Below are 21,370 nucleotides of genomic sequence, written 5' to 3'. Positions count from 1 at the left end.
CCAGGCGCAGCAGCGGGTCTGACCTGGGCTGCCGCTTCCCTCCCCGCTCCCCCCTGCCGCCCACCATCACGATCGCCGGGTGGACCGGAGCACGTGCACGGTGGCCCCCGGCCGACGCGAACGGGTGGCCCTCTGGACCACGGTGCCTTCGAAACGGAGCCGGTCGGCGCCGGCCATGCAGCGGCGGCAGTCGGTGTGCGTTCTCGCCCACTCGCCGCACGGGGCGTCGTAGGCCACCGGGCCGCCGTGCTGCCGAGCCGGTGCCCGGCGCGCACCCCTGGGGCCTACCCGGCGATCCCGCCGGACCTGCTCATCAAGCCGCTCAAGCCATCGGTACACCCACGGACTCCAGACCCGGCCGTGATCAACAGCCCGCAGGATGACCCGCCGACGGCGCAGCGTCGGGCATTCCACCGAAAGCGGTATGTCGCACGTGATCGGGCCCGGACGACCCGGTGCACGGGCCCGGCCGGTGCATGTGCATCGCCTCCCCCTCGGCGACAATCCCGCCTCGTGCGACCAGCCCCGGGGCCTCGACGCTGCACGGGCTGGGCGCGCGGCGCGGAGATGTGGGCCTTCGCTCCGGCGCGTGGGCACGGCGGAAAAGGGCACACGAGGGGCGCGCCGTACCGCCGATCCCGGAGGCATCCGTCATGTCCTGCGCGTCACGTCCCATCGAGAAGCAGAGGAGTATCGGCAGTGGTGGATGACCCGTGGAGCTTTGACTCTTCGTGCGGTGAACTGGCTGGCATCGACTTGACCGGATGGCGGGTGGAGGCCGCTGACGGGCACGTCGGGGAAGTGGACGAGCACTCCTACGAAGCGGGCAACGCGTTCCTGGTGGTGGACGCGGGCGGCTGGATTTTCGGCAAGCTCCTGATTCCGGCGGGTGCGGTGAAGCGGATCGACCGTGACAGGCGCACACTCCATCTGAGCCTGAGCAGGGGGCGGGTGGAAGACGCGCCTCAGTTCCTGCCCGACCAGCACCGCGCGGACCGGGAGTACCGGAAGGACATCGTGGAGTACTACTGGAAGACCGGACCCTGCTGAGCGGTGTGCTGTCGATCAGACGGGATCAGGGCACAGGGTCCCGGCCTGATCGGCACGGCCCCGGCCCCAGGGGTGCCGGACACCTGGGGCTGCTGGAAAGCCACTGCGCAGACGACGCCGATCCGCTCCGAGGAACGGAGCGGATCGGTAGGCGTGGGGCGGCGTGCACCGGCCTGCGGTCTCGTCAGATTCGGCCGCCCATGAGCTTGGTCAGCGGGCCGACCTGGGGCTTGGCCGTCGAGCGGCCGGCCGCGAACGCAGCGCCGGCGACACCGACGAGGCCCGCGGCCGCGCTCGCAGCGATCACCTTCCTGTTCTTGACGACCGTCCATGCAGCCGTGGCCGCGGCGGCTGCCTTGGCGGCGTTGGCCGTCACGGCCTTCTGGCCCGTCTGCAGACCGCTCGCGACCGCTCGGCCGGCGCTCTTGGTGGCCTCGCCCGCGGACTGGAGGCCCGCCGTCGCGGTCTCCTGGGCGTCGCGGGCAGCCGTTGCGGTGTCGGTTGCCGCAGTGGTGGCCTGCGACTGGGCCGACCGGGCGCGCTTGGCGGCCGACGCGGCACCCTTGGCGGGCGCCTTCCGGGTGGTGGTATTGCTAGCAGCCTTGGCACTTCCGTTGGATTCAGTCATGACTTTCCTTCTTGCCTGTGTCGGGCCGGTGAAACGGGGAGCGTTCCGCTGAAACGGTCTGCGGTCCGTTTTTCACGGGCGGGGGAAATCGCGGGGCAGGAGCGAACCCAAAGGGCCCAGGTCCAGGTTGAGGTCGTCCATGGTCAGGCCGTACCGCTCGCACAGTTCTTCCATCCGTTCGTGCAGGATCATCAGGGTCATGCCGATGCGCTCTTCCTCGTCCTCGGCTAGATCGCCCTGGTCGACGCGGTGTACCGCGGTGCGTTCCATCAGCTGGCGCAGCAGCTCGACGATCGTGAGCACGAGCTTGATCAGGTCGCGTTCCACCGTGTCGGGGTCCACGGACAGCCGTTGTGCCACGGCGTTGCCGCCGGCGGTGGTGTGCGGGTCTTGCACGTCGGTCACCCCCTGGGCGCTGTGGCGTGGTCGGCGAAGGAGGCGTCCGGGCCGAGGGCTCGCGCCCAGGGGGCGGGCTCGTCGCCGGTGATCGACCGGATGACCGCGCGCAGGTTGATGTGGACCAGGTCCACGTCGGCGATGGAGAGGACGAGGTCCCCGGTCAGGACGGCGCCGCCGGTCAGCAGGCGGTCCAGCAGGTCGATGAGTGCCACCGGCGGACCGGACAGCCGCTCCGGCGAGGCGTGGGAACCGTCGTTCAGGAACGGTGTGCTCATCGCGGCGCCCCGTCCGCCGGTGGGTTCGGGGCGGGAGTCGCGAAGGAGTACGGTGCCCAGGGACCGGTCACCTCCACCTGTACCCCGGCCGCAGGCCGCGTCGCCGCGTGCACTGCCTGGCGGAAGCGCTCTTCGGCATCCGCGGGCACCAGATAGGCGTGGTTGGCGATGTTGGCCTCCCGTCGGCCGGACAGCTCCCCCTGCTGGGGACGGTGGACGACAGCTGCCGTCGCGAGGGTCCGCGCGGCGTGCGTGACCTCGTCCGCGACCGTGGCGGCGGCGCGGTAGAGGGCTTCGGTGCTGTGCCGTTTCTGCCTGCGCTGCTGCAGGTAGGCGCGGCCCGGGCTCGGCGTCGGCGGCTCAGCGGACTGTGCGGGGGTGGCCTGCGCCGCGGCGGCGGCCGGATCGACGTGGACCTTGACTCCGAGCTCGACGTGGCCGTCCAGCCACGCCAGCAGGGGGGCGAACCGGTCGCGGTGTTCGAGGAGCATGTCGGCCACCCGGGGCTCGTCGAGGTAGACGGTGGCCAGCCGGAGCGGGAGGAACACCGCCTCGCTGAACGCGGCGTCCACCACGGCATGGTGAGCCCGGGCCAGCTCCTCCAGCCTGGTGAGGTCGCCCAGGCGGTGCGGCAAGGCGCTTTCGTCGAAGGCGTCGGCCGGCACGGCCGACACCAGGGCGACGAGGCCGCCCGCGGCAACGGTCGCGACGGCGTGGCCGTCGACGCCGGTCGCCGAGCGGGCGAGAGCGCCAAGCTTCTCCCCGTCCCGGCCGACGCCGTACACGTAGGCCATCGGGGGGCGGCTGGTGACCCACTCCCCCACCGGCCGGGTGTCGGTCTGGCGGGGAGGGGCGTCGGCCACGTTCCAGGTCGGGTCCGGTGTGCTCACCGCGTCTCCTCCGTCCGGTCGCGGATGTCGGCCTGCGCCTGCTGGTCGTGGGAGGGGCCGGAGCGCATGCGCTCGAGTTCGCCGCGCAAGCGCTCGTTCTCCTGGGCCAGGAGCTCCTCCCGGCTGCCACCCCCGTCACCACTGCCGACGGGACGGGAGTGGCGGGCGCGTGAGGAGAGGGAGGGGTCGTGCTCCCACCAGTCGATGCCCATTTCCTTCGCCTTGTCGACCGAGGCGACCAGCAGGCGGAGCTTGATGGTCAGCAGCTCGATGTCGAGCAGGTTGATCTGGATGTCTCCGGCGATCACGATGCCCTTGTCCAGTACGCGTTCCAGGATGTCCGCGAGGTTCGCGGAAGATCCCTGGTGGTGACTGGGCACGGCGGCGTGCGGTGCGGCCGGAAGGCGTCCTGCGAAGGACTCGGACACGTTGGCGCCCCTGTTCTCTGGTGTGCTCTGTTGATACCGGTCAGCTGCCGACGGGAGTGCGACGGCGGGTGCGGCGTCCGGATCCGCGCGGCCGGGGTTCCTCCGAGGCGGCCGGCTCGTCCTCGGCTTCGTCGAACTCGTCGTCGGCTCCGTCGAACTCGTCGTCGTCGAACTCGGCGTCCGGTTCGTCCGAGGCCGTCTCGTCGGAGGTCTCAGCCTCGTATTCGGGGTCCTCCTCGAACTCGTCGTCGTCCGGTGCTTCGTCAGCGGCCTCGTCGTACTCGCCGTCCCCGAATGCGCCCTCGGCGTCTGCGTCTTCGTCCTGGAAGTCCTCCGCATCGCCGTCGGTGTCGTCCTCCTCCCTGACCGCTTCGTCGTGGCTGACGACGACCTCGCCGCCGTGGATCTCGCCCCGCCAGCCGTCGGTGGCCTCTCCACGCAGCATGAGGAACTTGCGGTAGAGCTTGAGATCGAGCCGGGCCCGCCTGCCCTGCGCGCGCCAGAGGTTACCCGTCTTCTCGAACAGGCCCTTCGGGAAGTACTCCAGGACGAGCAGGACGCGGGTGAGGTCGTCGGTGAGCCGGTGGAAGGTCACCACCCCGCGGACCGTCCCCTTCGCGCCCTGGGTGGTCCAGGCGATGCGCTCGTCGGGGATCTGCTCGGTCACGTTCGCCTGCCAGCTTCGAGTCGACTTGGCGACCTTCACCTTCCAGTTGGTGGTGGTGTCGTCCGCCGTCTCAACGCTGACGACTCCCTTGGCGAACGTGCTGAACTCCTGGAACTGCGTCCACTGGTCGTACGCCTCGCGGACGGGGACACCGACGTCGATGTCCTCGACGATCGTCACGCTCCCGGTTGTGCCCCCACCGGATGTGCGGCCACCGCCGACAAGGCTCTTGGCCCTTTTCTTCAAGGTGTCCTTGACGGCGGACGTCCCCGCCGCGAGCGCGGCCCGCGCGGGGGACTTCCCCTCGCTGAGGGCCTTGCCCCCCTCCGCAATGCCCTTTCCGAGGCTCCCCTTCGCGGCACCGGGCTCACCCAGCCGGGCGACGCGGTCGCCGAGGCGCTCTCCGAGCCGGGTGACGGCGTCTTCGGCGCGGGCCGCGAGGTAGAGGCGGAGCTCCTCCTTCAGCCGGTCGGTGGCCGGATTGCCCACCACATCCTTCTTGATCTTGCTGAGCGTGGAATCACTCATCGCTGTCCCCCCTGCTCTTGCGCGTACGGGAGGCCGTGGCCTTCCTGGGGGCGCTCGTACGCTTGCGAGCTGCCGTCGACTTGCCGGTTCGACGGCCGGAGGTACCGCCGCCGGACGAAGGAGCACGGCTGGTGGTCTTCTTGCCCGCGGTCTTGGCCGCAGGCGCGGAGCGTGTCCGCCTGCGCCGGCTGTCGTCGGCTGCGTCGTCCGCCTCCTCGTCATCGTTCGCGGCTGCGTCCGAGCCGTCGTCTACGTCCGAGCCGTCGTCTGCGGCTTCGACTTTGGCTTCCCGCTTTCGTGTTTCGGGTCCGTCGTCTTCGTCGGCCTCGGAGGCGTGGTCGCCGCCGAGCGCCCGCGTGCGCTGCTGCAGTGAGTCGGCAAGGCCTGTGGCGCGCTGGGTGAGGGCCTGGGCTGCGGCCGACTTCGTGGCCTCGAACAGCTCTCGGCGGATCTGATCGCTCAGGGCGCCCGTCACGGGCGAGGCGGCCAGCAGCTTTCCGAGGCGCCGGGGGTCGAGGTCCAGTCTGCGGCCGGCGAGGAACATGCCCACCCCGATGGCCATCTTGGCCTTCTTCGTCCGCCCCAGGAGATAGCCCCCGACGAGGGCGGCTGCCGTCGTGGTGTTCTTCGGTATCACCGGTGTACCTCGTTCCGCCTCGCTTGATCACTCTGTTTCGTCATGAGCCGCTTCCCGTCTGGCTTCGGTAGGCCTCAATTGCGTCGAGCCGGTCCAGGAGAGCGTCCTCGCGCCGGTCGAACTCGGCCGCGTCCACGCGGCCTTCGGCCAGGTCCTCCACGAGCGCCGCCAGCTGCTCCCGGACGGGGGCGGGGTCGTAGTACTCGCGTTCCGCGGCGAGCAGTACCTGGTCGACCACCCAGGCCGTGCCGCGCAGCGGTGCGATGGGCAGGGTCAGGATCGTGCTGAGGAGCCCCATGGGCCGGCCTCCTTCCTGAGTCGCCGGGCCCGGCCTCGACGCCTGGCGCCGGGGTGCCGGCGTACCGGTCAGACGAAGCTGTACGGGGGCAGCGGTCCGGTCAGGGTGAGGGTGTAGGTCTCGCCCCGGCGGTCCGCCTCCTCACGGACCGCCTTCACGAACTCGTCCGCGCTCTGCGCCGACACGAGGAAGGAGGCGTTGAGGAAGTGGCTGGCGCCCGGCTCGGCGCGCGAGACCCGGGCCGCCGCCGGCAGCAGCTTCTCCAGGGTCTTCTGCGCCTGCTCGTTGTTGCGTTCGGCGACTTGGCCCGCGACGAGCTCGCCGAGGGCGATGCGGTCGTCCTGCCCGGCCGATCCCGACCTGGTGCGTTCGTTGAGTTCCCTGATCTGGTCGGACTCCGAGACGATTTCGAGCAGCAGATCCTGCTCGTCGCGGGCTGCCTTGAGGTTGAACTCGACGTGCCCGGCGAGCTCGGCCAGGCGGCTGCGGTAGGCGGCGCCGTGTTGCTCCAGCGCCTGGGCCACCTGGTCGTCGTCCGGGCCGAGCAGTCCGAAGCGCATCGGCAGGGTCGCCCCGTCCGCCATCAATGACTCCAGGACGGCCTCGTGGGCCAGCACGTCGCGGCGCTTGGCGCGCAGGCCTTCAGGGGCATCGCTGACGACCGCGGCGACCTCGCCGACGCGGACCGTGCGCAGGGGTGTCGCCGGCTCGCCCACGCCCTGGAGGTCGTCCAGGCGCAGAGGGTGGTCCTTATTGGTGATGGCGTAGATGTAGGTGGGCACCTGCTACTCCTCCCGGCGGGCGGCGGACGAACGGCTGGACGTCGACTTGCGCGCCGGCCGCTTACGGGGCTCTTCCTCGGATTCCTCGCGCTTGCTCTGCAGGGAGTCCGTTATCGCCTCGACGGCGCCGGTCAGGGCGCCCTTCGACTTTCCCTTGGCGCCGTTCTCGGTCATCTCGCCCACGATGTCGGTGAGCTGCGTGGGTGCCTTCCGCCCTGACTCCAGGTCGAGGCGGTTGCACGCCTCGGCAAAGCGGAGGTAGGTGTCCACGCTGGCGACGACCACGCGGACATCGATCTTGAGGATCTCGATCCCGACCAGGGAGACGCGCACGAACGCGTCGATCACAAGGCCCCTGTCGAGGATGAGTTCCAGTACGTCGTAGAGATTTCCCGAGCCGCTTCCGCCGCTCGTTGCACTGCTCTGTTGGACGAGTGTCACGGTGAACTCCTTTCGATTCGGCGTCTGTCGACGCGTACGGGCGCACGGCTCCTGCGGGGAGCGCGGACGCCGCCACCGCCTCAGCGGCGGTCGATCTGGCCCCGGGCGTAGCGCCGTGTGCGCTCGTACCCCACGAGCCGGCCCTCGGCGTCGAGAGCCACGTGATAGGAAGCCATCACGCTCATCGTGTCCGGGACCTTCTCCAGCTCGACGATCTCCACCTCCGCCGTCCACCCGTCCTCGGTGGCCTTCACCGCCGAAACGGACGCCGGTTCGCACCGCAGGAGCTCCGCGAGCTGCTCGGTGGCGAGGCGTATCGCCGTGGGGATGTCGAGTCTTTTGGACGTCTTCTGTGTCTCGTCGTCAGTCGCGCTCATGTTCCCGCCTGTGAGGCATGGACGACGGCTCTGCAGTCGAGCTCCAGCGCCGTGTGGACTCACGTTCGCCTGCCCGCCCCTACCGCCCGCATGCATGACGGATCGACGGATGCGTGTCGGGAACTGCGCCGGACGGGCTTGCGCAGCCCTCCCCGTCCGTCCATCCGGCGCCAGGGGAACCACCGTTGAGGTTCTCGGTCCGTCGCCCCGGGACAGGGCGTCCGCAGCAACGGCAGCCCCCGCGGACAGAACGGGCGGGGCTGCTCCACAAGCGCATCCGTACGCCGGCCCCGTCCACTCGTCCCGTGCGGGCCCGTGGCGGGTCAGCCCGCCAACTCCTGGGATGCGCGGCGCGCTATCTCTGTTCTAGCGGCGCGCTATCTCTGTTCTATCTGCAGGAGTTCCGGCAGACGGACCGGCCGGGGCCAGGGCCCGTCCGCGTCGCCGCCGCCCCGGCCTTGCCGGCCGATAGGGCCCGGTGGGCTGTGGCGCAGCGTGTGACTGCGCCGCGTCAAGGAGTCCGGGGTCAGCGGACCTCGATTCCGATGAGGCAAGTGTCATCGTCGGTGTCAGATGCGCTGTAGGTGAGCATGCTGTCCAGCCGCCGTTCCAGGGTGCTCGCGGGCCGCGAGGCCACGGTGAGCAGCTGCGCGAGGGAGTCGGTCACGGCGATGTCCCTGCGTTCGACGAGCCCGTCGGTGTACATGAGGAGGATGTCGTCGGTTTCGAGCTGCACCTCCTCTTCCACGAAGGTCGTCTCCGGCAGTGCTCCGAGCAGCAGTCCGGCGTTGAGGGGGAAGGACTGCGCCTGCGGGCCCCTGACCAGGACAGGAGGCAGGTGTCCGGCGCGCGCCCACCGCAGGGTTCGGGTCTTGGGGTCGAAGAGGGCGCAGACGGCAGTGGCGGTGACGTCGCTGGTGAGGTGGAAGGCGACCCGGTTGAGCCAGGCCAGCAGCTGCGCCGGGCCGGCGCCCGTGACGGCGAGGCCGCGCAGGGCGTTGCGCAGCACGACCATGCCGGTGGCCGCCTGGATGCCGTGTCCTGCGACATCGCCCACGCTGAGAAGGATCTCGCCGTTGGGCAGGACCACGGAGTCGTACCAGTCGCCGCCGACGAGGGATTCCGATTCGGCCGGTCGGTAGCGCACCGCGATCCGGATACCCGGTACTTCGAGGGGCGCTGGCGCGGGCGGCATGATGGCGTGCTGGAGTTGGAGGGCGAGGCGGCTGCGGTCTGCGGATTCCGCCTCGGTGTCGGCGAGCTGGTCGCGGGTGGCGGCGAGCGCGACTTCGGTCCAATGCTGGGACGAGACGTCCTGGCAGGCGCCGCGCACCGAGTAGAGGCGGCCCCGGGCGTCCAGGACCGGCTCGGCCACCATGCGGATGTGACGCGTAATCCCGTCGGGCCGCTGGAGGCGGAACTCCACGGCCGATTCGCGCCGGCTGTGCATGAGGGTGCGCAGAAACCGTCCGATGGAATTGACGTCGTGGGTGTGGGCGTGCGCCGCAAGGTCCTCGAGGGGGACGGGGGCGGCGGTCACCGGCAACCCGAACAGGGCGAACAGTTGCTCGTTCCAGCTGATCTCCCGGGTGCGCATGTTCTGTTCGAAGCCGCCGACACGGCCGAGTCGCTGTGCGTGCTGCAGCAGGTTGGCGAGCCGTGCCTTCTCGTCTTCGATCTTCCAGATGAGGAGGAGGGCGGGGCCGTGCCGGCTGATGCGCACGTCGGCGACGGTGGTGAGGGGCACCTCTCCGACGAAGGTGGTCAGCGCAGTGCGCAGCGCCTGGCAGGCTTCGCCGGTGGCGTAGGTCCTCACCAGCTTGTCGAAGAGGCCCCCGTCCTCGGCTGCCGCCGGGTAGATCTCGAGGAAAGGGCGGCCGGTGACCATGGAGCGGGGCCGTCCGGCCGGGTCCATGAAGCTGTTGTTGACGTGGTGAATGCGGAAGTCCGCGAGTCGGCCGTCGGCATCGAGGACGGGGGCGAGGACGAGGACCGTGTCGTCGAGATGGCCGGCGAGGTCGGTGAGTTCCGCCAGAGCGGCGTGGTATGCGGCGCCGGAGGCATCCGAGGTGTGGTGCGCGGACTGCTCTTCAAGGGTGTGGGCACAGAGTTCGGCCAGCGCTTCGAGCTGGCGGATGATCTGTACGGGCTGCGGGGCCAGGGGCTGGGGCCAGGCGATCTCCAGGACGCCGTGGATGCGGCCCCCGGTCCCGGCGGGGATGACGACGCGGCCGCCGTCGGGGTGCTGGCGCCGCCCGATGGTCGGCAGACTGGCCTGGGACAGGCTGGTGACGACGGAGAGCTCGCGGTGGGTGAGGGCGAGCCGGGCGCACGTGGCGACCTCGGGTGGGACATAGCGCCAGCGGTCGGCATCCTCCGGGGCGAAGCCCGCCTGGCCGGCCAGGGTGAGCGAGGAGTCGGCTCCGGTGACCCAGATCGCGACGCCGTTCGCACCGAGAGGGGCGAGCGCGTTTTCGAGGAGCGCCGCGGCGACGGCCTGTGTATCACCCGCCGCCAGGACGCGGCTTTCCGCTGCCCGCAGCCGGACGGTCGGCGCCGGTTCGGCAGGTTCGGCGACAGCGGTGGCGAGGAACTCCTGCGTGACCTCGCTGACGCGGTCACGGGCTGCCTGGTTGATGATGTCGACGGCGAGGGCGAGCAGAGTGGTGCCGGACTGTTCGGCGAGCTTGACCAGCTGCCTCGATGCCTCAGCGGGCCCGCATCCGAGCTGGCCGACAAGGATGCCTTTGGCGAGCTCCACGAGAGCGCGGCCGTCGGCCGCCGACTGGGCCTCCAGAGCCTCCTCGCGCAGGCGCTCCACGGTTGCCGCGAGCCGGCCGGCCTCCAGAGCCGAGGGTGTGTTCGACCTCGGGCGCCGGCCTGGCTGCGCTTCGCCGTGTGCGGCTGCCGCAGCTGCCTCGATCATGGCGTGGTCTCCCACGGCGGCAGGTGGGGCCGGGGACCGGGTTGCTTCGTTTTCGTCAGAAGTGGTGTTCACGTGTGTGCCGCTTTTCCTCCGTGGGGTGGCTTGGGTCGTCAGGCCGGGGTGTTGCCCGAGCTGTTCTGAGTCGGCAGCCACCGACGGAGTCGGGCGATGAGGTCGTTGGCGTCGACGGGCTTGGTGACGTAGTCGTTCGCCCCCGAGGCCAGGCTCTTCTCACGGTCTCCCGGCATGGCCTTCGCCGTGACCGAGATGATCGGGAGGTCCTTGTACGCGGGCATGCGCCTGATCTCGCTGGTGGCCGCGTAGCCGTCCAGTTCCGGCATCATCACGTCCATCAGGATCAAGTCGATTCCCGGGCTTTCGGTGAGGGTTTCGATTCCCCTGCGGCCGTTCTCGGCGTGCAGGACGTGCATTCCGTGCAGCTCCAGGATCCCGCTGATGGCGTAGAGGTTGCGCGGGTCGTCATCGACGACGAGGACCGACCGGCCGGCGAGGCTGGCGTCGACGACGGCGTGGTCGGGGCCGGCCGAGTGGGTTTCGGCGTGCACGAGGGTGGGAACGTCGCCCGGGCGGTCCGCCGACAGGTGCAGGGCGATCCGCTCGCGGAGTTCGTCCAGGCTGGAGAGGACTTCCAGCGGCAGAGCGGCGGCCCGCGCGGCGACTTCTGCCTGCTGCTCCCGGGTCATGCGCCGGTTGTCGTGGGCGAGGACCGGCAGGGAGGCCAGCGCGCTGTCGCCGGCGAGAGCCTGGAGGAACTGCAGTCCTTCCCCGTCGGATCCGAGTTCGAGAACAACGCAGTGGAAAGGTGCCTGGGCGAGTACGGCTGCTGCGTCCGCCGCGGTGACGGCGGTGACGACCTCGGCGCGGTCCATCGGCACGGTGACTGCGCGTCCTGCGGCCAGGTCCCCGGCTGCGCTTTCGGCGACCAGGCTGAGCAGACCGTTGCTGCGCTGCTCGATGACCAGAATGCGGCGGGGGTGGCGCTCCTCTTCGAGGACCGTCTGGGCAGGGCCGTCCGACTGCGCAGGCTCCGAGCCGGCCGACTCCGCGCTTTCGAGGGCGGCCGTACCGCCGTCGGCGGGTCCTGAGACGGGGAGGTAGAGGGTGAAGGTGCTGCCCTGGCCCGGGGTGCTCTGCGCCGTGACGGCGCCGCCGAGAAGGCGGGCGATCTCCCGGGTGATGGACAGACCGAGGCCGGTGCCGCCGTACTTGCGGCTGGTGGTGCCGTCGGCCTGCTGGAACGCGGCAAAAATGGACTCCAGCTGCTGCTCGGCGATCCCGATGCCGCTGTCGATGACGCGGAAGGCGACCACGGATCCCGACCGCCTCAGCTCGTCGGGGAGCTCTGCCGACGCCGCAGGTTCGATCTTGACGTGAACGCTGCCCTGCTCGGTGAACTTCACCGCGTTGGAGAGCAGGTTGCGCAGGATCTGCTGGAGGCGGGCGTCGTCGGTGAGGAGGTCCACCGGCACGCCAGGGGCCGTCGTGATGTCGAATTCGAGTCCCTTTTGGCTGGTCAGCGGCCGGAAGGAGGCTTCGAGGTAGGTGAGGAGCTGCTTGAGCGAGACCCGCTCCGGGTTCACGTCCATCTTGCCCGCCTCGACCTTGGAGAGGTCGAGGATGTCGTTGATCAGCTGAAGCAGGTCGGAACCGGCCGAGTGGATGATGCCCGCGTACTCGACCTGCTTCGGAGACAGGTTGCGGGTGGGGTTCTGTGCGAGGAGCTGAGCGAGGATGAGGAGGCTGTTGAGCGGGGTGCGCAGTTCGTGGCTCATGTTCGCCAGGAACTCCGACTTGTACTTGGAAGCCAGCGACAGCTGCTGCGCCCGGTCCTCCAGCTCCTGCCGGGCCTGTTCGATCTCCAGGTTCTTGGCTTCGATGTCGCTGTTCTGGCTGGCGAGGAGGGCGGCCTTCTCCTCCAGTTCGGCGTTGGAGCGCTGGAGTTCCTCCTGCTGGACCTGGAGTTCCTCCGAGCGGGCCTGGAGCTCTGTCGTGAGCCGCTGGGACTCGCCGAGGAGCTCGTCGGTCCGCGCGTTGGCGACGATCGTGTTGACGTTGACGCCGATGGTCTCCATCAGCCGGCCCAGGAAATCGCGGTGCACGGCCGTGAAGGGTGCGAAGGAGGCAAGCTCGATGACGCCCAGGACCTGGTCCTCGACGACGATGGGCAGAACGATCAGGTGGGCCGGCGCGGCCTGTCCGAGGCCAGATGAGATCAGATAGCCTGCCGGAACGTTGTTGGTGGTCAGGATGCGGCGGCTGCGCGCCGCCTGCCCCACCAGGGTTTCCCCGTGCCGCACCCGCGTGGCGGCGGGGCTTTCCACCGGCCGTCCGAAGGAGCCGATCAGGGTGAGCCCCGCCTGGCCGTCGATCTCCTCGCCGAGGTAGAAGGCGCCGTAGCTGGCGTCGACGAGGGGAGTGAGTTCGTCCATGACGAGTTCGGCGACGACGGCGAGGTCGCGGTGACCCTGCATGAGGGACGAGATCTGGGCGAGGTTGGACTTGAGCCAGTCCTGCTCCTGGTTGGCGCGCGTGGTCTCCCGCAGCGAGCCGACCATGGAGTTGATGTTGTCCTTGAGTTCGGCGACCTCGCCGGAGGCGTCGACCGTGATCGAACGGGTCAGGTCCCCTTCGGCGACCGCGCTGGCGACCTCGGCGATGGCCCGGACCTGCCGGGTGAGGTTTCCGGCCAGCTCATTGACGTTCTCGGTGAGCCGCTTCCAGGTGCCGGAGACGCCTTCGACCTCGGCCTGGCCGCCGAGGCGGCCCTCGCTGCCGACCTCGCGGGCGACGCGGGTGACTTCGGCGGCGAAGGAGGACAGCTGGTCGACCATCGTGTTGATGGTGGTCTTCAGCTCCAGGATCTCGCCGCGGGCGTCCACGTCGATCTTCTTGGACAGGTCGCCGTTGGCGACGGCGGTGGTGACGAGGGCGATGTTGCGGACCTGGCCGGTGAGGTTGTTGGCCATGGAGTTGACGTTGTCCGTGAGGTCCTTCCAGGTGCCCGCCACGTTGGGCACCCGGGCCTGGCCACCGAGGCGGCCTTCGGTGCCGACCTCGCGGGCCACGCGGGTGACCTCGTCGGCGAACGCGGACAGCGTGTCGACCATCGTGTTGATGACGCCGGCCAGCGCGGCGACCTCGCCCTTCGCCTCGACCGTGATCTTCTGCGACAGGTCACCGCGGGCGACCGCCGTCGCCACCTGGGCGATGGAACGCACCTGTCCGGTCAGGTTCGAGGCCATGACGTTGACGTTGTCGGTCAGGTCCTTCCATGTGCCGGACACGCCACGGACGGTGGCCTGGCCACCCAGGTTGCCCTCCGTGCCGACCTCGCGGGCGACCCGCGTCACTTCGTCGGCGAACGCGGAGAGCTGGTCGACCATCGTGTTGATGGTCTCCTTCAGCTCCAGGATCTCCCCGCGGGCGTCCACCCGGATCTTCTGGGTCAGGTCACCCTGGGCCACGGCGGTGGTGACCTCGGCGATGGAGCGGACCTGGGCGGTCAGGTTGTCGGCCATGAAGTTCACCGAGTCGGTCAGGTCACGCCACGTACCGGAGACGCCCTTGACGTCCGCCTGGCCGCCGAGCCGGCCGTCCGTGCCCACCTCGCGGGCCACGCGCGTGACCTCGTCGGCGAACGCGGACAGCTGGTCGACCATCGTGTTGATCGTGGTCTTCAGCTCCAGGATCTCCCCGCGCGCGTCCACGCGGACCTTCTGCGAGAGGTCGCCCTGCGCCACGGCGGTGGCGACCTGGGCGATGGAGCGGACCTGGGAGGTCAGGTTCCCGGCCATGAAGTTCACCGAGTCGGTCAGGTCACGCCACGTACCGGAGACGCCCTTCACGTCCGCCTGCCCGCCGAGGATGCCTTCCGTTCCCACCTCGCGCGCCATACGGGTGACTTCACCCGCGAACGCGGACAGCTGGTCCACCATCGTGTTGATGGTGTTCTTCAGCTCCAGGATCTCCCCGCGCGCGTCCACGGCGATCTTCTGAGAGAGATCGCCCTTGGCGACGGCGGTGGTCACCTGAGCGATGTTGCGGACCTGGTCGGTGAGGTTGCCGGCCATGAAGTTCACCGAATCGGTGAGCTCGCGCCACACGCCGCCCACTCCGGGCACCTCGGCCTGACCGCCGAGCCGGCCTTCGCTGCCCACCTCACGGGCGACACGGGTGACCTCGGCGGCGAACGAGGACAGCTGGTCCACCATCGTGTTGACGGTGTCCTTCAGCTCCAGGATCTCACCCCGGGCAGCCACGTCGATCTTCTGCGAAAGGTCGCCACGCGCCACCGCGGTCGCCACCTGCGCGATGTCCCGTACCTGGGTCGTGAGGTTGCCGGCCATCGCGTTCACGGAGTCCGTCAGGTCCGCCCAGGTGCCCGAGACGCCCGGGACCTCGGCCTGGCCGCCCAGCGTCCCCTCGGTACCGACCTCACGGGCGACCCGGGTCACCTCGGACGTGAACAGCGACAGCTGGTCGACCATCCCGTTGAAGACCGTGGCGATCTCCCCGAGAAGACCGTCAGCTTCGTCCGGCAGCCGAGTACCGAAGTCACCGTCACGTACGGCCGTCAGCCCGGCCAGCAGTTGCCGCAGCTCCGGCTCACCGACCGCCCCCGCCCCCGTCGCCTCCGCGCTCGACGAATCAGCCGTCTTGGCCATCGCAGTCCCCATCTCTCATTCCGCTCATGGCACGCCCCCAACCCTGAAGCGGCCCATGGCCCAGTCCATCACACCTGCCTGCACCCTCGGAGCCACAAGTGCACTTGCGTTCGCTCCTCGCGGTGAAATGGCTGTGACCAGCGCATTCGATCCACGGCTAATGGGGAGGTGACTCGTCGGCGAGCTGGTTGTTGCGGTCGATCTCCGGCATGTGCGTCTCGGCCCAGACCCGCAGGGCGGAGAGCGGTACTTCGAGGGACAGGCCGAGCTCGGTGAGCAGGTAGTGGACGGCGGGCGGCACGGTGGGTTCCACGCGGCGTGCGACCAGACCATCACGGACCAGGCTCTGCAGCGTGACGGACAGCATCTTCTGTGAGATGCCCGGAATACGGCGCCGCAGTTCCGCGAAACGGAGCTCACCCGGACCCTCCTCGGCCAGCACCTTGACCACCATCGACGTCCACTTGGTGCCGATCCGGTCGAGCAGCTGGCGGGTCGGACAGCGCGGATCCAGCAGGTCCCCCCGTTTACCGGGTCGCCGACCGGGTTCGCCGGGCCTCGACGTGGTCACCCGGGGCTCACCACCTGAAGGGAAAGTGCCGTCTTGGGAAGAACAGGATAGTTCCCTACCGTGACCTGGTCACCATCAGTCACCAAGCACCTGGAGCCCCTCCATGCCCGAGCTGCGACGCGTCCTCGCCAACGGTGTCGAACTGAACGTCGCCCTCTCCGGATCGGGCCCGGCCGTCCTGCTGCTGCACGGCTTCCCGCACACCTGGGAGCTGTGGACGGACGTCATGGACGGCCTGTCCAGCCGCTACCGCGTCATCGCGCCCGACCTGCGCGGGTTCGGATCGAGCAGCCGGACCGCCTCCGGATACGACGCGGGCACCCTGGCCGAGGACGCCGAGGCGCTTCTTGCCGCGCTCGGCGTGTCCTCGGCCGCTGTGGTGGGCATCGACGCGGGCACCGCGCCGGCCTTCCTCCTCGCCCTGCGCCGCCCCGGTCTGGTCCGGCGCCTGGTCGTCATGGAGTCCGTTCTGGGCAGGCTGCCCGGCGCCGAGGACTTCCTCGCCCACGGGCAGCCGTGGTGGTTCGGCTTCCACTCCGCCGCGCCCCACCTCGCCGAGACCGTGCTGGAGGGCCACGAGGCCGCCTACGTCGACTGGTTTCTGAACGCCGGCACACTCGGCGACGGGGTGCGCCCCGCCCTCCGGGACGCGTTCGTCCGCGCATACACCGGCCGCCAGGCGCTGAGCTGCGCGTTCTCGTACTACCGGGCCCTACCCGAGAGCGCAGTACAGATCGAGCAGGCAGTGGCCACGGCCCGCCTGACGGTGCCCACGTTGGCGCTGGGCGCCCGGCCCGTCGGTGCTGCGCTGGAACGCCAACTCCGCCCGGTCACCGACGATCTCACCGGACACGTCATCGAAGACTGCGGCCACATCATCCCGCTGCACCGGCCGCACGCCCTGCTCGCGCTGCTGCATCCGTTCCTGGCCGGTGAGGACGCGAAAGCAGCGTGACGGACCGGATGCCTGGATGCGAGCGGTGCTTACAGCAGTCCTGCCCGTCCGCAGGCCCTGACGGGAGGGAACCCACATGCCCGCCACCGGCCAGCACCCCCGGCAGCCCCAGCAGCCCCAGCAGCCCCAGCACTCTCCAGGCACCGATCCGGTGGTGCTGCTGCTCCTGGGCATCGTCGTCGCCCTGGTCCTGGGTGCAACGTTTTACCTGTGCGTAGTCCGCCCCTCGCTGACCGGGCCGATCGGCACGGTGGGCGCAGCGGCCTCCGCACTGACCGCCGCGTTCGGAGTGGCGCTCGCACTGCGCCGTGGCTGACGACGCCCCCTGCTCAGCTGCTCCGGTTGCTTCCGGCCGTGCCCATGTTCCGGGCATGTGCGGTCGCTACGCTCGCCGGGGCCCGCGGCGCTTGTTCGGAAAGGCGGCGGTGGCGGAGCGTGTACGGAAGATCGCCCCTGGCCGAGCGGCCCGGGCGACCCAGCGAGGCCTGCCCGGGGGACGTGAACAGACAGCGCCGCTCGGTGCCCCTCGAAGGGGCCGAGCGCCGGTCCTGACCGCGTGCCTGCCGCCCGCCTCGTGAATCTCATCCGTGCGTGGCAGACGCTCGCACCCGCCACGGCGACACCTTGAGTCTGGTCTTGTCAAGTTTGTTGCTGCGCGCTATATAGGTGGTGTCGCCATGTGCATCTGTGACGAGAGGAAGAGGGTGAACGATGATGCTCATGCGAACCGATCCTTTCCGTGAACTGGACAGGCTGACGCAGCAGGTTCTGGGAACCACGGCCCGGCCGGCGGCCATGCCCATGGACGCCTTCCGCGAGGGAGATGTCTTCGTCGTCGAGCTGGACCTGCCCGGGGTCGACCCCGAGTCCATCGACCTGGACGTCGAACGGGACGTCGTGAACGTCCGGGCGGAGCGGCGGACCACCGTCTCCGGAGACACCAGCGAGGTGCTGATCGCGGAGCGCCCCTCCGGCAACTTCAGCCGCCAGCTGTTCCTCGGCGAGACGCTGGACGCCGACCGTATTGAGGCCTCCTACGAAGCCGGTGTGCTGCGGCTGAGCATTCCGGTCGCGGAGGAGGCGAAGCCCCGGAAGATCGAGATCCGGGCCGCAGACGGCTCATGCAAGGAGATCAACGCCTGACGGACGCCCGGCAGGAAGCGGTGGGCGGGCCGGCCTTCCCCTGAACCGCCCACCATCCTGGGGGTACGCAGCTGGCGAAGCTCGGCCGGGACGAAAGCGAGGTGTGCGGTCATGGCCGAAACACCGCCACTCGCGGCCGCGATCCAACAGCGCGCCGGCGAGCACACCACGGGCTCGCTCTTCGGGGAGAGATCGACATCCTGAGCGCGCCGCAGCTCCGCATAGCCCTGGAGGAGCGCGGCGGGCCGGTACGGCCGCGGCCCTGCTCCGGCCACCCGACGAAGTCAGCAGCCGAAAGCCGTATGGAGCTGAGAGGAGCGGATGATGACACGCGCAGTCGGAATCGACCTGGGCACGACCAACTCCGTCGTCGCAATCCTGGAGGGCGGCGAGCCCACGGTCATCACCAACACCGAAGGCAATAGGACCACCCCTTCCGTGGTGGCCTTCGGAAAGGGCGGAGAGGTCCTGGTCGGGGAGATCGCCAAACGGCAGGCGGTGACGAACGTCGACCGCACCGCGCGGTCCGTCAAGCGCCACATCGGCGAGGCGAACTGGCGTTTCCCGGATGCCGGCGACATCGACGGCAAGCGGTACACGGCGCAGGAGATCTCGGCACGCGTCCTGCAGAAGCTGAAGCGTGACGCCGAGGCCTACCTGGGTGAGGACGTCACGGACGCCGTGATCACCGTTCCGGCGTACTTCAACGACTCCCAGCGCACCGCGACGAAGGAAGCCGGCGAGATCGCAGGCCTGAAAGTGCTGCGGATCATCAACGAGCCGACGTCCGCCGCGCTGGCGTATGGACTGGACAAGGAGAACGACCAGACGATCCTCGTCTTCGACCTGGGCGGCGGCACCTTCGACGTGTCGCTCCTGGAGATCGGCGAGGGGCTGGTGGAGGTCAAATCCACCAACGGCGACACCCACCTCGGCGGCGACGACTGGGACCAGAAGATCGTCGACCACCTCGTGAAGCAGTTCCAGAACGCCTACGGCATCGACCTGTCCAAGGACCGGATGGCGCTCCAGCGTCTGCGTGAGGCCGCCGAGAAGGCGAAGATCGAGCTGTCCGCAGCCACCGAGACCAACATCAACCTGCCCTACATCTCCGCATCCTCCGAGGGTCCGCTCCACCTGGACGAGAAGCTCACCCGATCCCAGTTCGAGCAGCTGACCGCCGACCTGCTGGAGCGCTGCAAGGCGCCGTTCCACAACGCGGTCAAGGACGCGAAGATCAAGGTCTCGGACATCGACCACGTCATCCTGGTCGGCGGGTCCACCCGCATGCCGGCGGTGACGGAGCTGGTCAGGGAGCTGACCGGCAAGGATCCGCACAAGGGCGTCAACCCGGACGAGGTCGTCGCGATCGGCGCCACCCTCCAGGCCGGTGTCCTCAAGGGTGAGGTCAAGGACGTCCTGCTCCTCGACGTGACCCCGCTGTCCCTCGGCATCGAGACCAAGGGCGGCATCATGACCAAGCTCATCGAGCGCAACACCACGATCCCGACCAAGCGGTCCGAGATCTTCACGACGGCCGAGGACAACCAGCCGTCCGTGCAGATCCAGGTCTACCAGGGTGAGCGCGAGATCGCGGCGTACAACAAGAAGCTCGGCATGTTCGAGCTGACCGGCCTGCCGCCGGCCCCGCGTGGCGTCCCGCAGATCGAGGTCTCCTTCGACATCGACGCGAACGGCATCATGCACGTCACGGCCAAGGACCTCGGCACGGGCAAGGAGCAGAAGATGACCGTCACCGGCGGCTCCTCCCTGCCTCGCCAGGACATCGACCGCATGGTCCGCGAGGCCGAGCAGCATGCTGAGGAAGACCGCCGCCGCAAGGAGGAGGCCGAGACGCGCAACAAAGCGGAACAGCTCGTCTACCAGACCGAGAAGCTGCTCAGCGACAACGAGGCCAAGATCCCGGCCGACCTCAAGAGCGAGACCGAAAACGCGATCACCGACCTCAAGGAAAAGCTCAAGGGCCAGGACGCGGCAGCCATCCGCACGGCGACGGAGCGAGCCGGCAGCGTCGCGCAGAAGATCGGCACGGCCCTCTACGACACCCAAGGCGCCGCAGCAGGCGCTGGCGGATCACCATCCGAAGCGGGGTCGTCCGGCGCGGACGAGGACGTCGTCGACGCTGAGATCGTCGACGACGAGAGCCCGAAGGGAGACGCCCGATGAGCCCACCGAAGTATCCCAACGGACCGCGGAAGCAGCCGCCCCCCATCGTGATCAGGGACAAACGACGCATCGACCCCGTCACCCTTGAGCTCAGGGCAGGCGGCCACCCTGCCCGGCACACGGCCGGGGACGGTGATCGCGGAACGCGCGGCGGCGCCCCTGCCGCCGGGGCCGACGCTGTGGACAGCCAGCTCGTGGACAGCCAGCTCGCCCAACGGACCGCTGACCTGCAGCGCCTCAAAGCGGAGTACGACAACTACCGCAAGCGGGTGCAGCGTGACCGCCTCGCGGTACGGGAAATCGCTGTCGCCAACGTCCTGGGCGGGCTGCTGCCCGTCCTGGACGCCATCGACCAGGCCCGCGAGCACGGCACCGTCGACCCCGGTCTGCGAGCGGTAGCCGCTGTACTGGAAACCCAGCTCGCCACGCTCGGCCTTCAGGAGGTCGGCACTCCGGGAGAACCCTTCGACCCCACCCGCCACGAAGCGATCTCCTACGAGCGGTCCGACGAGGTCGACCAGCCCACCTGCACCACCGTGCACCGGCCCGGCTACCGTGTCGGGCACCACCTCCTGCGTCCGGCCCAGGTCACGGTGAGCGAACCGCCCGACCAGGAAGACCGCGGCTGAGCCGGCAGACCGCCTTCAGTCAGGCAGTCAGCCAGCTCAGCCAGCCAGGAGACGCTCGCTCATGGAGCTGGTCGGTTCCGAGCTGGTCCGGCTGGGTGTGCGCTGTGAAGCCGAGCTGGGGCGCGCCGCTCCGTCCGGGCCCTGCTCTCGGGTGCTGCAGGAACCAGCCTGCGAGCCAGAAGGCGGCCCACCCGGTAGCGGCCGCACACCGGGCACGGTGAGGCGCCGACACCCGTGTACCGGCGGGCGCGGCGTGGCTGCCGTCGTAGAGACGTACTCCCCGACCCCGCCTTCTTCGTCGCTGTACTGCTGGATGTCGTGGTCGATACTCCAGTGGTGCGATATATCCGTACCGGATTCCCTTGACAACATTCCCTTGAGGTTTTAAGACGGGTGGAAGAGAGGGGCCGCTCCGGGTATTCCGGAGGTGAGAGAAATGAGCGGCTCGCGGCCATCGCGCGACCACTACACCGTCCTCGGACTCCGGGCCGAGGCGTCGCCGGAGCAGATCACCAGCGCCTACCGCATGCTTATCCGCGCCCTGCACCCTGACGCCCGCCCAAGCGGGCCGCAGGCCGATGCGGAACTCGCCGAAGTCATCGACGCCTACCAGACCCTGCACGATCCACTGCGACGGTCCGCCTACGACGCCGAACGCGAGCAGAACCGGCCCGCCGGCCACTCGGTACGGATACCCGTGCGCGTGAGGTCCACGGGGAGCACTGCGGCACGACCGTATCCACGGCCCGCGGCGCATCCTCGGACGACCGCATACCCGGCCGCCTCAACGCCGTACGAAGACCCATTCGACCGACTCATAGCCTGGTTTCTCCACAGCATGTAGTCCCCGCAAATAAATTCCGACCGTTTCGGA

21 protein-coding genes are annotated in these 21,370 nt (G+C 69.4%); 7 read left to right on the top strand and 14 right to left on the bottom strand.

Going from position 1 to position 21,370, the window contains the following annotated elements; genetic code table 11:
• The first annotated feature begins 699 nt into the window (after positions 1 to 699).
• The gene (locus ACIPK4_RS30815) at positions 700 to 1,050 is read left to right on the top strand and encodes a PRC-barrel domain containing protein (protein ID WP_402318668.1); all 351 of its coding nucleotides are present in this window, start codon (positions 700 to 702) and stop codon (positions 1,048 to 1,050) included.
• Between the two features lie 184 nt (positions 1,051 to 1,234).
• Here ACIPK4_RS30815 and ACIPK4_RS30810 read toward each other — a convergent pair whose 3' ends face one another.
• The 14 genes from ACIPK4_RS30810 to ACIPK4_RS30745 form a co-directional block, all read right to left on the bottom strand.
• Positions 1,235 to 1,678, bottom strand: coding sequence for a hypothetical protein (locus ACIPK4_RS30810; RefSeq protein WP_402318665.1), 444 nt, complete (start codon positions 1,676 to 1,678; stop codon positions 1,235 to 1,237).
• Positions 1,679 to 1,750: 72 nt separating this feature from the next.
• On the bottom strand, positions 1,751 to 2,083 hold the full coding sequence (locus ACIPK4_RS30805; RefSeq protein WP_054220551.1) for a gas vesicle protein K: 333 nt from the start codon (positions 2,081 to 2,083) through the stop codon (positions 1,751 to 1,753).
• Positions 2,080 to 2,352: a gas vesicle protein gene (locus ACIPK4_RS30800; protein WP_402318663.1), complete on the bottom strand. Its 273-nt coding sequence runs from the start codon at positions 2,350 to 2,352 to the stop codon at positions 2,080 to 2,082. Before ACIPK4_RS30800 ends, ACIPK4_RS30805 begins: the two co-directional genes overlap by 4 nt.
• The gene (locus tag ACIPK4_RS30795) at positions 2,349 to 3,242 is read right to left on the bottom strand and encodes a GvpL/GvpF family gas vesicle protein (RefSeq protein ID WP_402318660.1); all 894 of its coding nucleotides are present in this window, start codon (positions 3,240 to 3,242) and stop codon (positions 2,349 to 2,351) included. The genes ACIPK4_RS30800 and ACIPK4_RS30795 overlap by 4 nt, the downstream gene beginning before the upstream one ends.
• Complete coding sequence (locus ACIPK4_RS30790) at positions 3,239 to 3,670, bottom strand: gas vesicle protein (protein WP_402318658.1); 432 nt, start codon at positions 3,668 to 3,670, stop codon at positions 3,239 to 3,241. Before ACIPK4_RS30790 ends, ACIPK4_RS30795 begins: the two co-directional genes overlap by 4 nt.
• Positions 3,671 to 3,710: 40 nt before the next feature.
• Positions 3,711 to 4,865 (bottom strand): SRPBCC family protein, encoded by a 1,155-nt coding sequence (locus ACIPK4_RS30785; RefSeq protein WP_402318655.1) that lies wholly within the window; start codon positions 4,863 to 4,865, stop codon positions 3,711 to 3,713.
• Positions 4,858 to 5,502, bottom strand: a complete 645-nt coding sequence (locus tag ACIPK4_RS30780) for a hypothetical protein (RefSeq protein WP_402318652.1) — start codon at positions 5,500 to 5,502, stop codon at positions 4,858 to 4,860. Before ACIPK4_RS30780 ends, ACIPK4_RS30785 begins: the two co-directional genes overlap by 8 nt.
• Positions 5,503 to 5,542: 40 nt before the next feature.
• The gene (locus ACIPK4_RS30775; RefSeq protein ID WP_402318649.1) at positions 5,543 to 5,800 is read right to left on the bottom strand and encodes a gas vesicle protein GvpG; all 258 of its coding nucleotides are present in this window, start codon (positions 5,798 to 5,800) and stop codon (positions 5,543 to 5,545) included.
• A 68-nt stretch (positions 5,801 to 5,868) separates the two neighbouring features.
• On the bottom strand, positions 5,869 to 6,582 hold the full coding sequence (locus ACIPK4_RS30770; RefSeq protein WP_402318647.1) for a GvpL/GvpF family gas vesicle protein: 714 nt from the start codon (positions 6,580 to 6,582) through the stop codon (positions 5,869 to 5,871).
• Positions 6,583 to 6,585: 3 nt separating this feature from the next.
• Positions 6,586 to 7,023 (bottom strand): gas vesicle structural protein GvpA, encoded by a 438-nt coding sequence (locus ACIPK4_RS30765; RefSeq protein WP_054220558.1) that lies wholly within the window; start codon positions 7,021 to 7,023, stop codon positions 6,586 to 6,588.
• 80 nt (positions 7,024 to 7,103) lie between these two features.
• Entirely contained in the window at positions 7,104 to 7,400 is a 297-nt protein-coding gene (locus tag ACIPK4_RS30760) for a gas vesicle protein (RefSeq protein WP_402318644.1), read from the bottom strand.
• Between the two features lie 526 nt (positions 7,401 to 7,926).
• Entirely contained in the window at positions 7,927 to 10,326 is a 2,400-nt protein-coding gene (locus ACIPK4_RS30755) for a SpoIIE family protein phosphatase (RefSeq protein WP_402318641.1), read from the bottom strand.
• Between the two features lie 110 nt (positions 10,327 to 10,436).
• Positions 10,437 to 15,011 (bottom strand): HAMP domain-containing protein, encoded by a 4,575-nt coding sequence (locus ACIPK4_RS30750; protein ID WP_402318638.1) that lies wholly within the window; start codon positions 15,009 to 15,011, stop codon positions 10,437 to 10,439.
• Between the two features lie 157 nt (positions 15,012 to 15,168).
• Positions 15,169 to 15,582 carry a winged helix-turn-helix transcriptional regulator gene (locus ACIPK4_RS30745; protein ID WP_402318635.1) on the bottom strand — a complete coding sequence of 138 codons (414 nt, stop codon included), beginning with the start codon at positions 15,580 to 15,582 and terminating at the stop codon, positions 15,169 to 15,171.
• 103 nt (positions 15,583 to 15,685) lie between these two features.
• On the opposite strand from ACIPK4_RS30745, the gene ACIPK4_RS30740 reads away from it, so the two are divergent.
• From ACIPK4_RS30740 to ACIPK4_RS30715, 6 genes are all read left to right on the top strand, one after another.
• Positions 15,686 to 16,537, top strand: coding sequence for an alpha/beta fold hydrolase (locus tag ACIPK4_RS30740; protein ID WP_402318632.1), 852 nt, complete (start codon positions 15,686 to 15,688; stop codon positions 16,535 to 16,537).
• 76 nt (positions 16,538 to 16,613) lie between these two features.
• The gene (locus tag ACIPK4_RS30735; protein ID WP_402318629.1) at positions 16,614 to 16,853 is read left to right on the top strand and encodes a hypothetical protein; all 240 of its coding nucleotides are present in this window, start codon (positions 16,614 to 16,616) and stop codon (positions 16,851 to 16,853) included.
• Between the two features lie 395 nt (positions 16,854 to 17,248).
• Positions 17,249 to 17,680 (top strand): Hsp20/alpha crystallin family protein, encoded by a 432-nt coding sequence (locus ACIPK4_RS30730; RefSeq protein WP_402318626.1) that lies wholly within the window; start codon positions 17,249 to 17,251, stop codon positions 17,678 to 17,680.
• Between the two features lie 324 nt (positions 17,681 to 18,004).
• Positions 18,005 to 19,867 carry a molecular chaperone DnaK gene (dnaK, locus tag ACIPK4_RS30725; RefSeq protein WP_402318623.1) on the top strand — a complete coding sequence of 621 codons (1,863 nt, stop codon included), beginning with the start codon at positions 18,005 to 18,007 and terminating at the stop codon, positions 19,865 to 19,867.
• A complete protein-coding gene (grpE, locus tag ACIPK4_RS30720; RefSeq protein WP_402318620.1) occupies positions 19,864 to 20,496 on the top strand; it encodes a nucleotide exchange factor GrpE in 633 nt (210 codons plus the stop codon). Before dnaK ends, grpE begins: the two co-directional genes overlap by 4 nt.
• A 436-nt stretch (positions 20,497 to 20,932) precedes the next feature.
• Positions 20,933 to 21,340: a J domain-containing protein gene (locus ACIPK4_RS30715; protein WP_402318618.1), complete on the top strand. Its 408-nt coding sequence runs from the start codon at positions 20,933 to 20,935 to the stop codon at positions 21,338 to 21,340.
• Positions 21,341 to 21,370: the final 30 nt, after the last annotated feature.

The organism is Streptomyces sp. NPDC086989, assembly GCF_044745505.1.
GTDB lineage: Bacteria > Actinomycetota > Actinomycetes > Streptomycetales > Streptomycetaceae > Streptomyces.
Note: the sequence above shows the minus strand (reverse complement) of the source record. Positions and strands in the feature narration are given on the sequence as shown.

Coding starts and splice junctions, on each gene's coding strand:
- ACIPK4_RS30740 (WP_402318632.1), top strand. CDS start 15,686: ATGCCCGAGCTGCGACGCGTCCTCGCCAACGGTGTCGAACTGAACGTC.
- dnaK (WP_402318623.1), top strand. CDS start 18,005: ATGACACGCGCAGTCGGAATCGACCTGGGCACGACCAACTCCGTCGTC.
- ACIPK4_RS30715 (WP_402318618.1), top strand. CDS start 20,933: ATGAGCGGCTCGCGGCCATCGCGCGACCACTACACCGTCCTCGGACTC.
- ACIPK4_RS30775 (WP_402318649.1), bottom strand. CDS start 5,800: ATGGGGCTCCTCAGCACGATCCTGACCCTGCCCATCGCACCGCTGCGC.
- ACIPK4_RS30735 (WP_402318629.1), top strand. CDS start 16,614: ATGCCCGCCACCGGCCAGCACCCCCGGCAGCCCCAGCAGCCCCAGCAG.
- ACIPK4_RS30730 (WP_402318626.1), top strand. CDS start 17,249: ATGATGCTCATGCGAACCGATCCTTTCCGTGAACTGGACAGGCTGACG.
- grpE (WP_402318620.1), top strand. CDS start 19,864: ATGAGCCCACCGAAGTATCCCAACGGACCGCGGAAGCAGCCGCCCCCC.
- ACIPK4_RS30750 (WP_402318638.1), bottom strand. CDS start 15,011: ATGGCCAAGACGGCTGATTCGTCGAGCGCGGAGGCGACGGGGGCGGGG.
- ACIPK4_RS30810 (WP_402318665.1), bottom strand. CDS start 1,678: ATGACTGAATCCAACGGAAGTGCCAAGGCTGCTAGCAATACCACCACC.
- ACIPK4_RS30800 (WP_402318663.1), bottom strand. CDS start 2,352: ATGAGCACACCGTTCCTGAACGACGGTTCCCACGCCTCGCCGGAGCGG.
- ACIPK4_RS30760 (WP_402318644.1), bottom strand. CDS start 7,400: ATGAGCGCGACTGACGACGAGACACAGAAGACGTCCAAAAGACTCGAC.
- ACIPK4_RS30785 (WP_402318655.1), bottom strand. CDS start 4,865: ATGAGTGATTCCACGCTCAGCAAGATCAAGAAGGATGTGGTGGGCAAT.
- ACIPK4_RS30755 (WP_402318641.1), bottom strand. CDS start 10,326: ATGATCGAGGCAGCTGCGGCAGCCGCACACGGCGAAGCGCAGCCAGGC.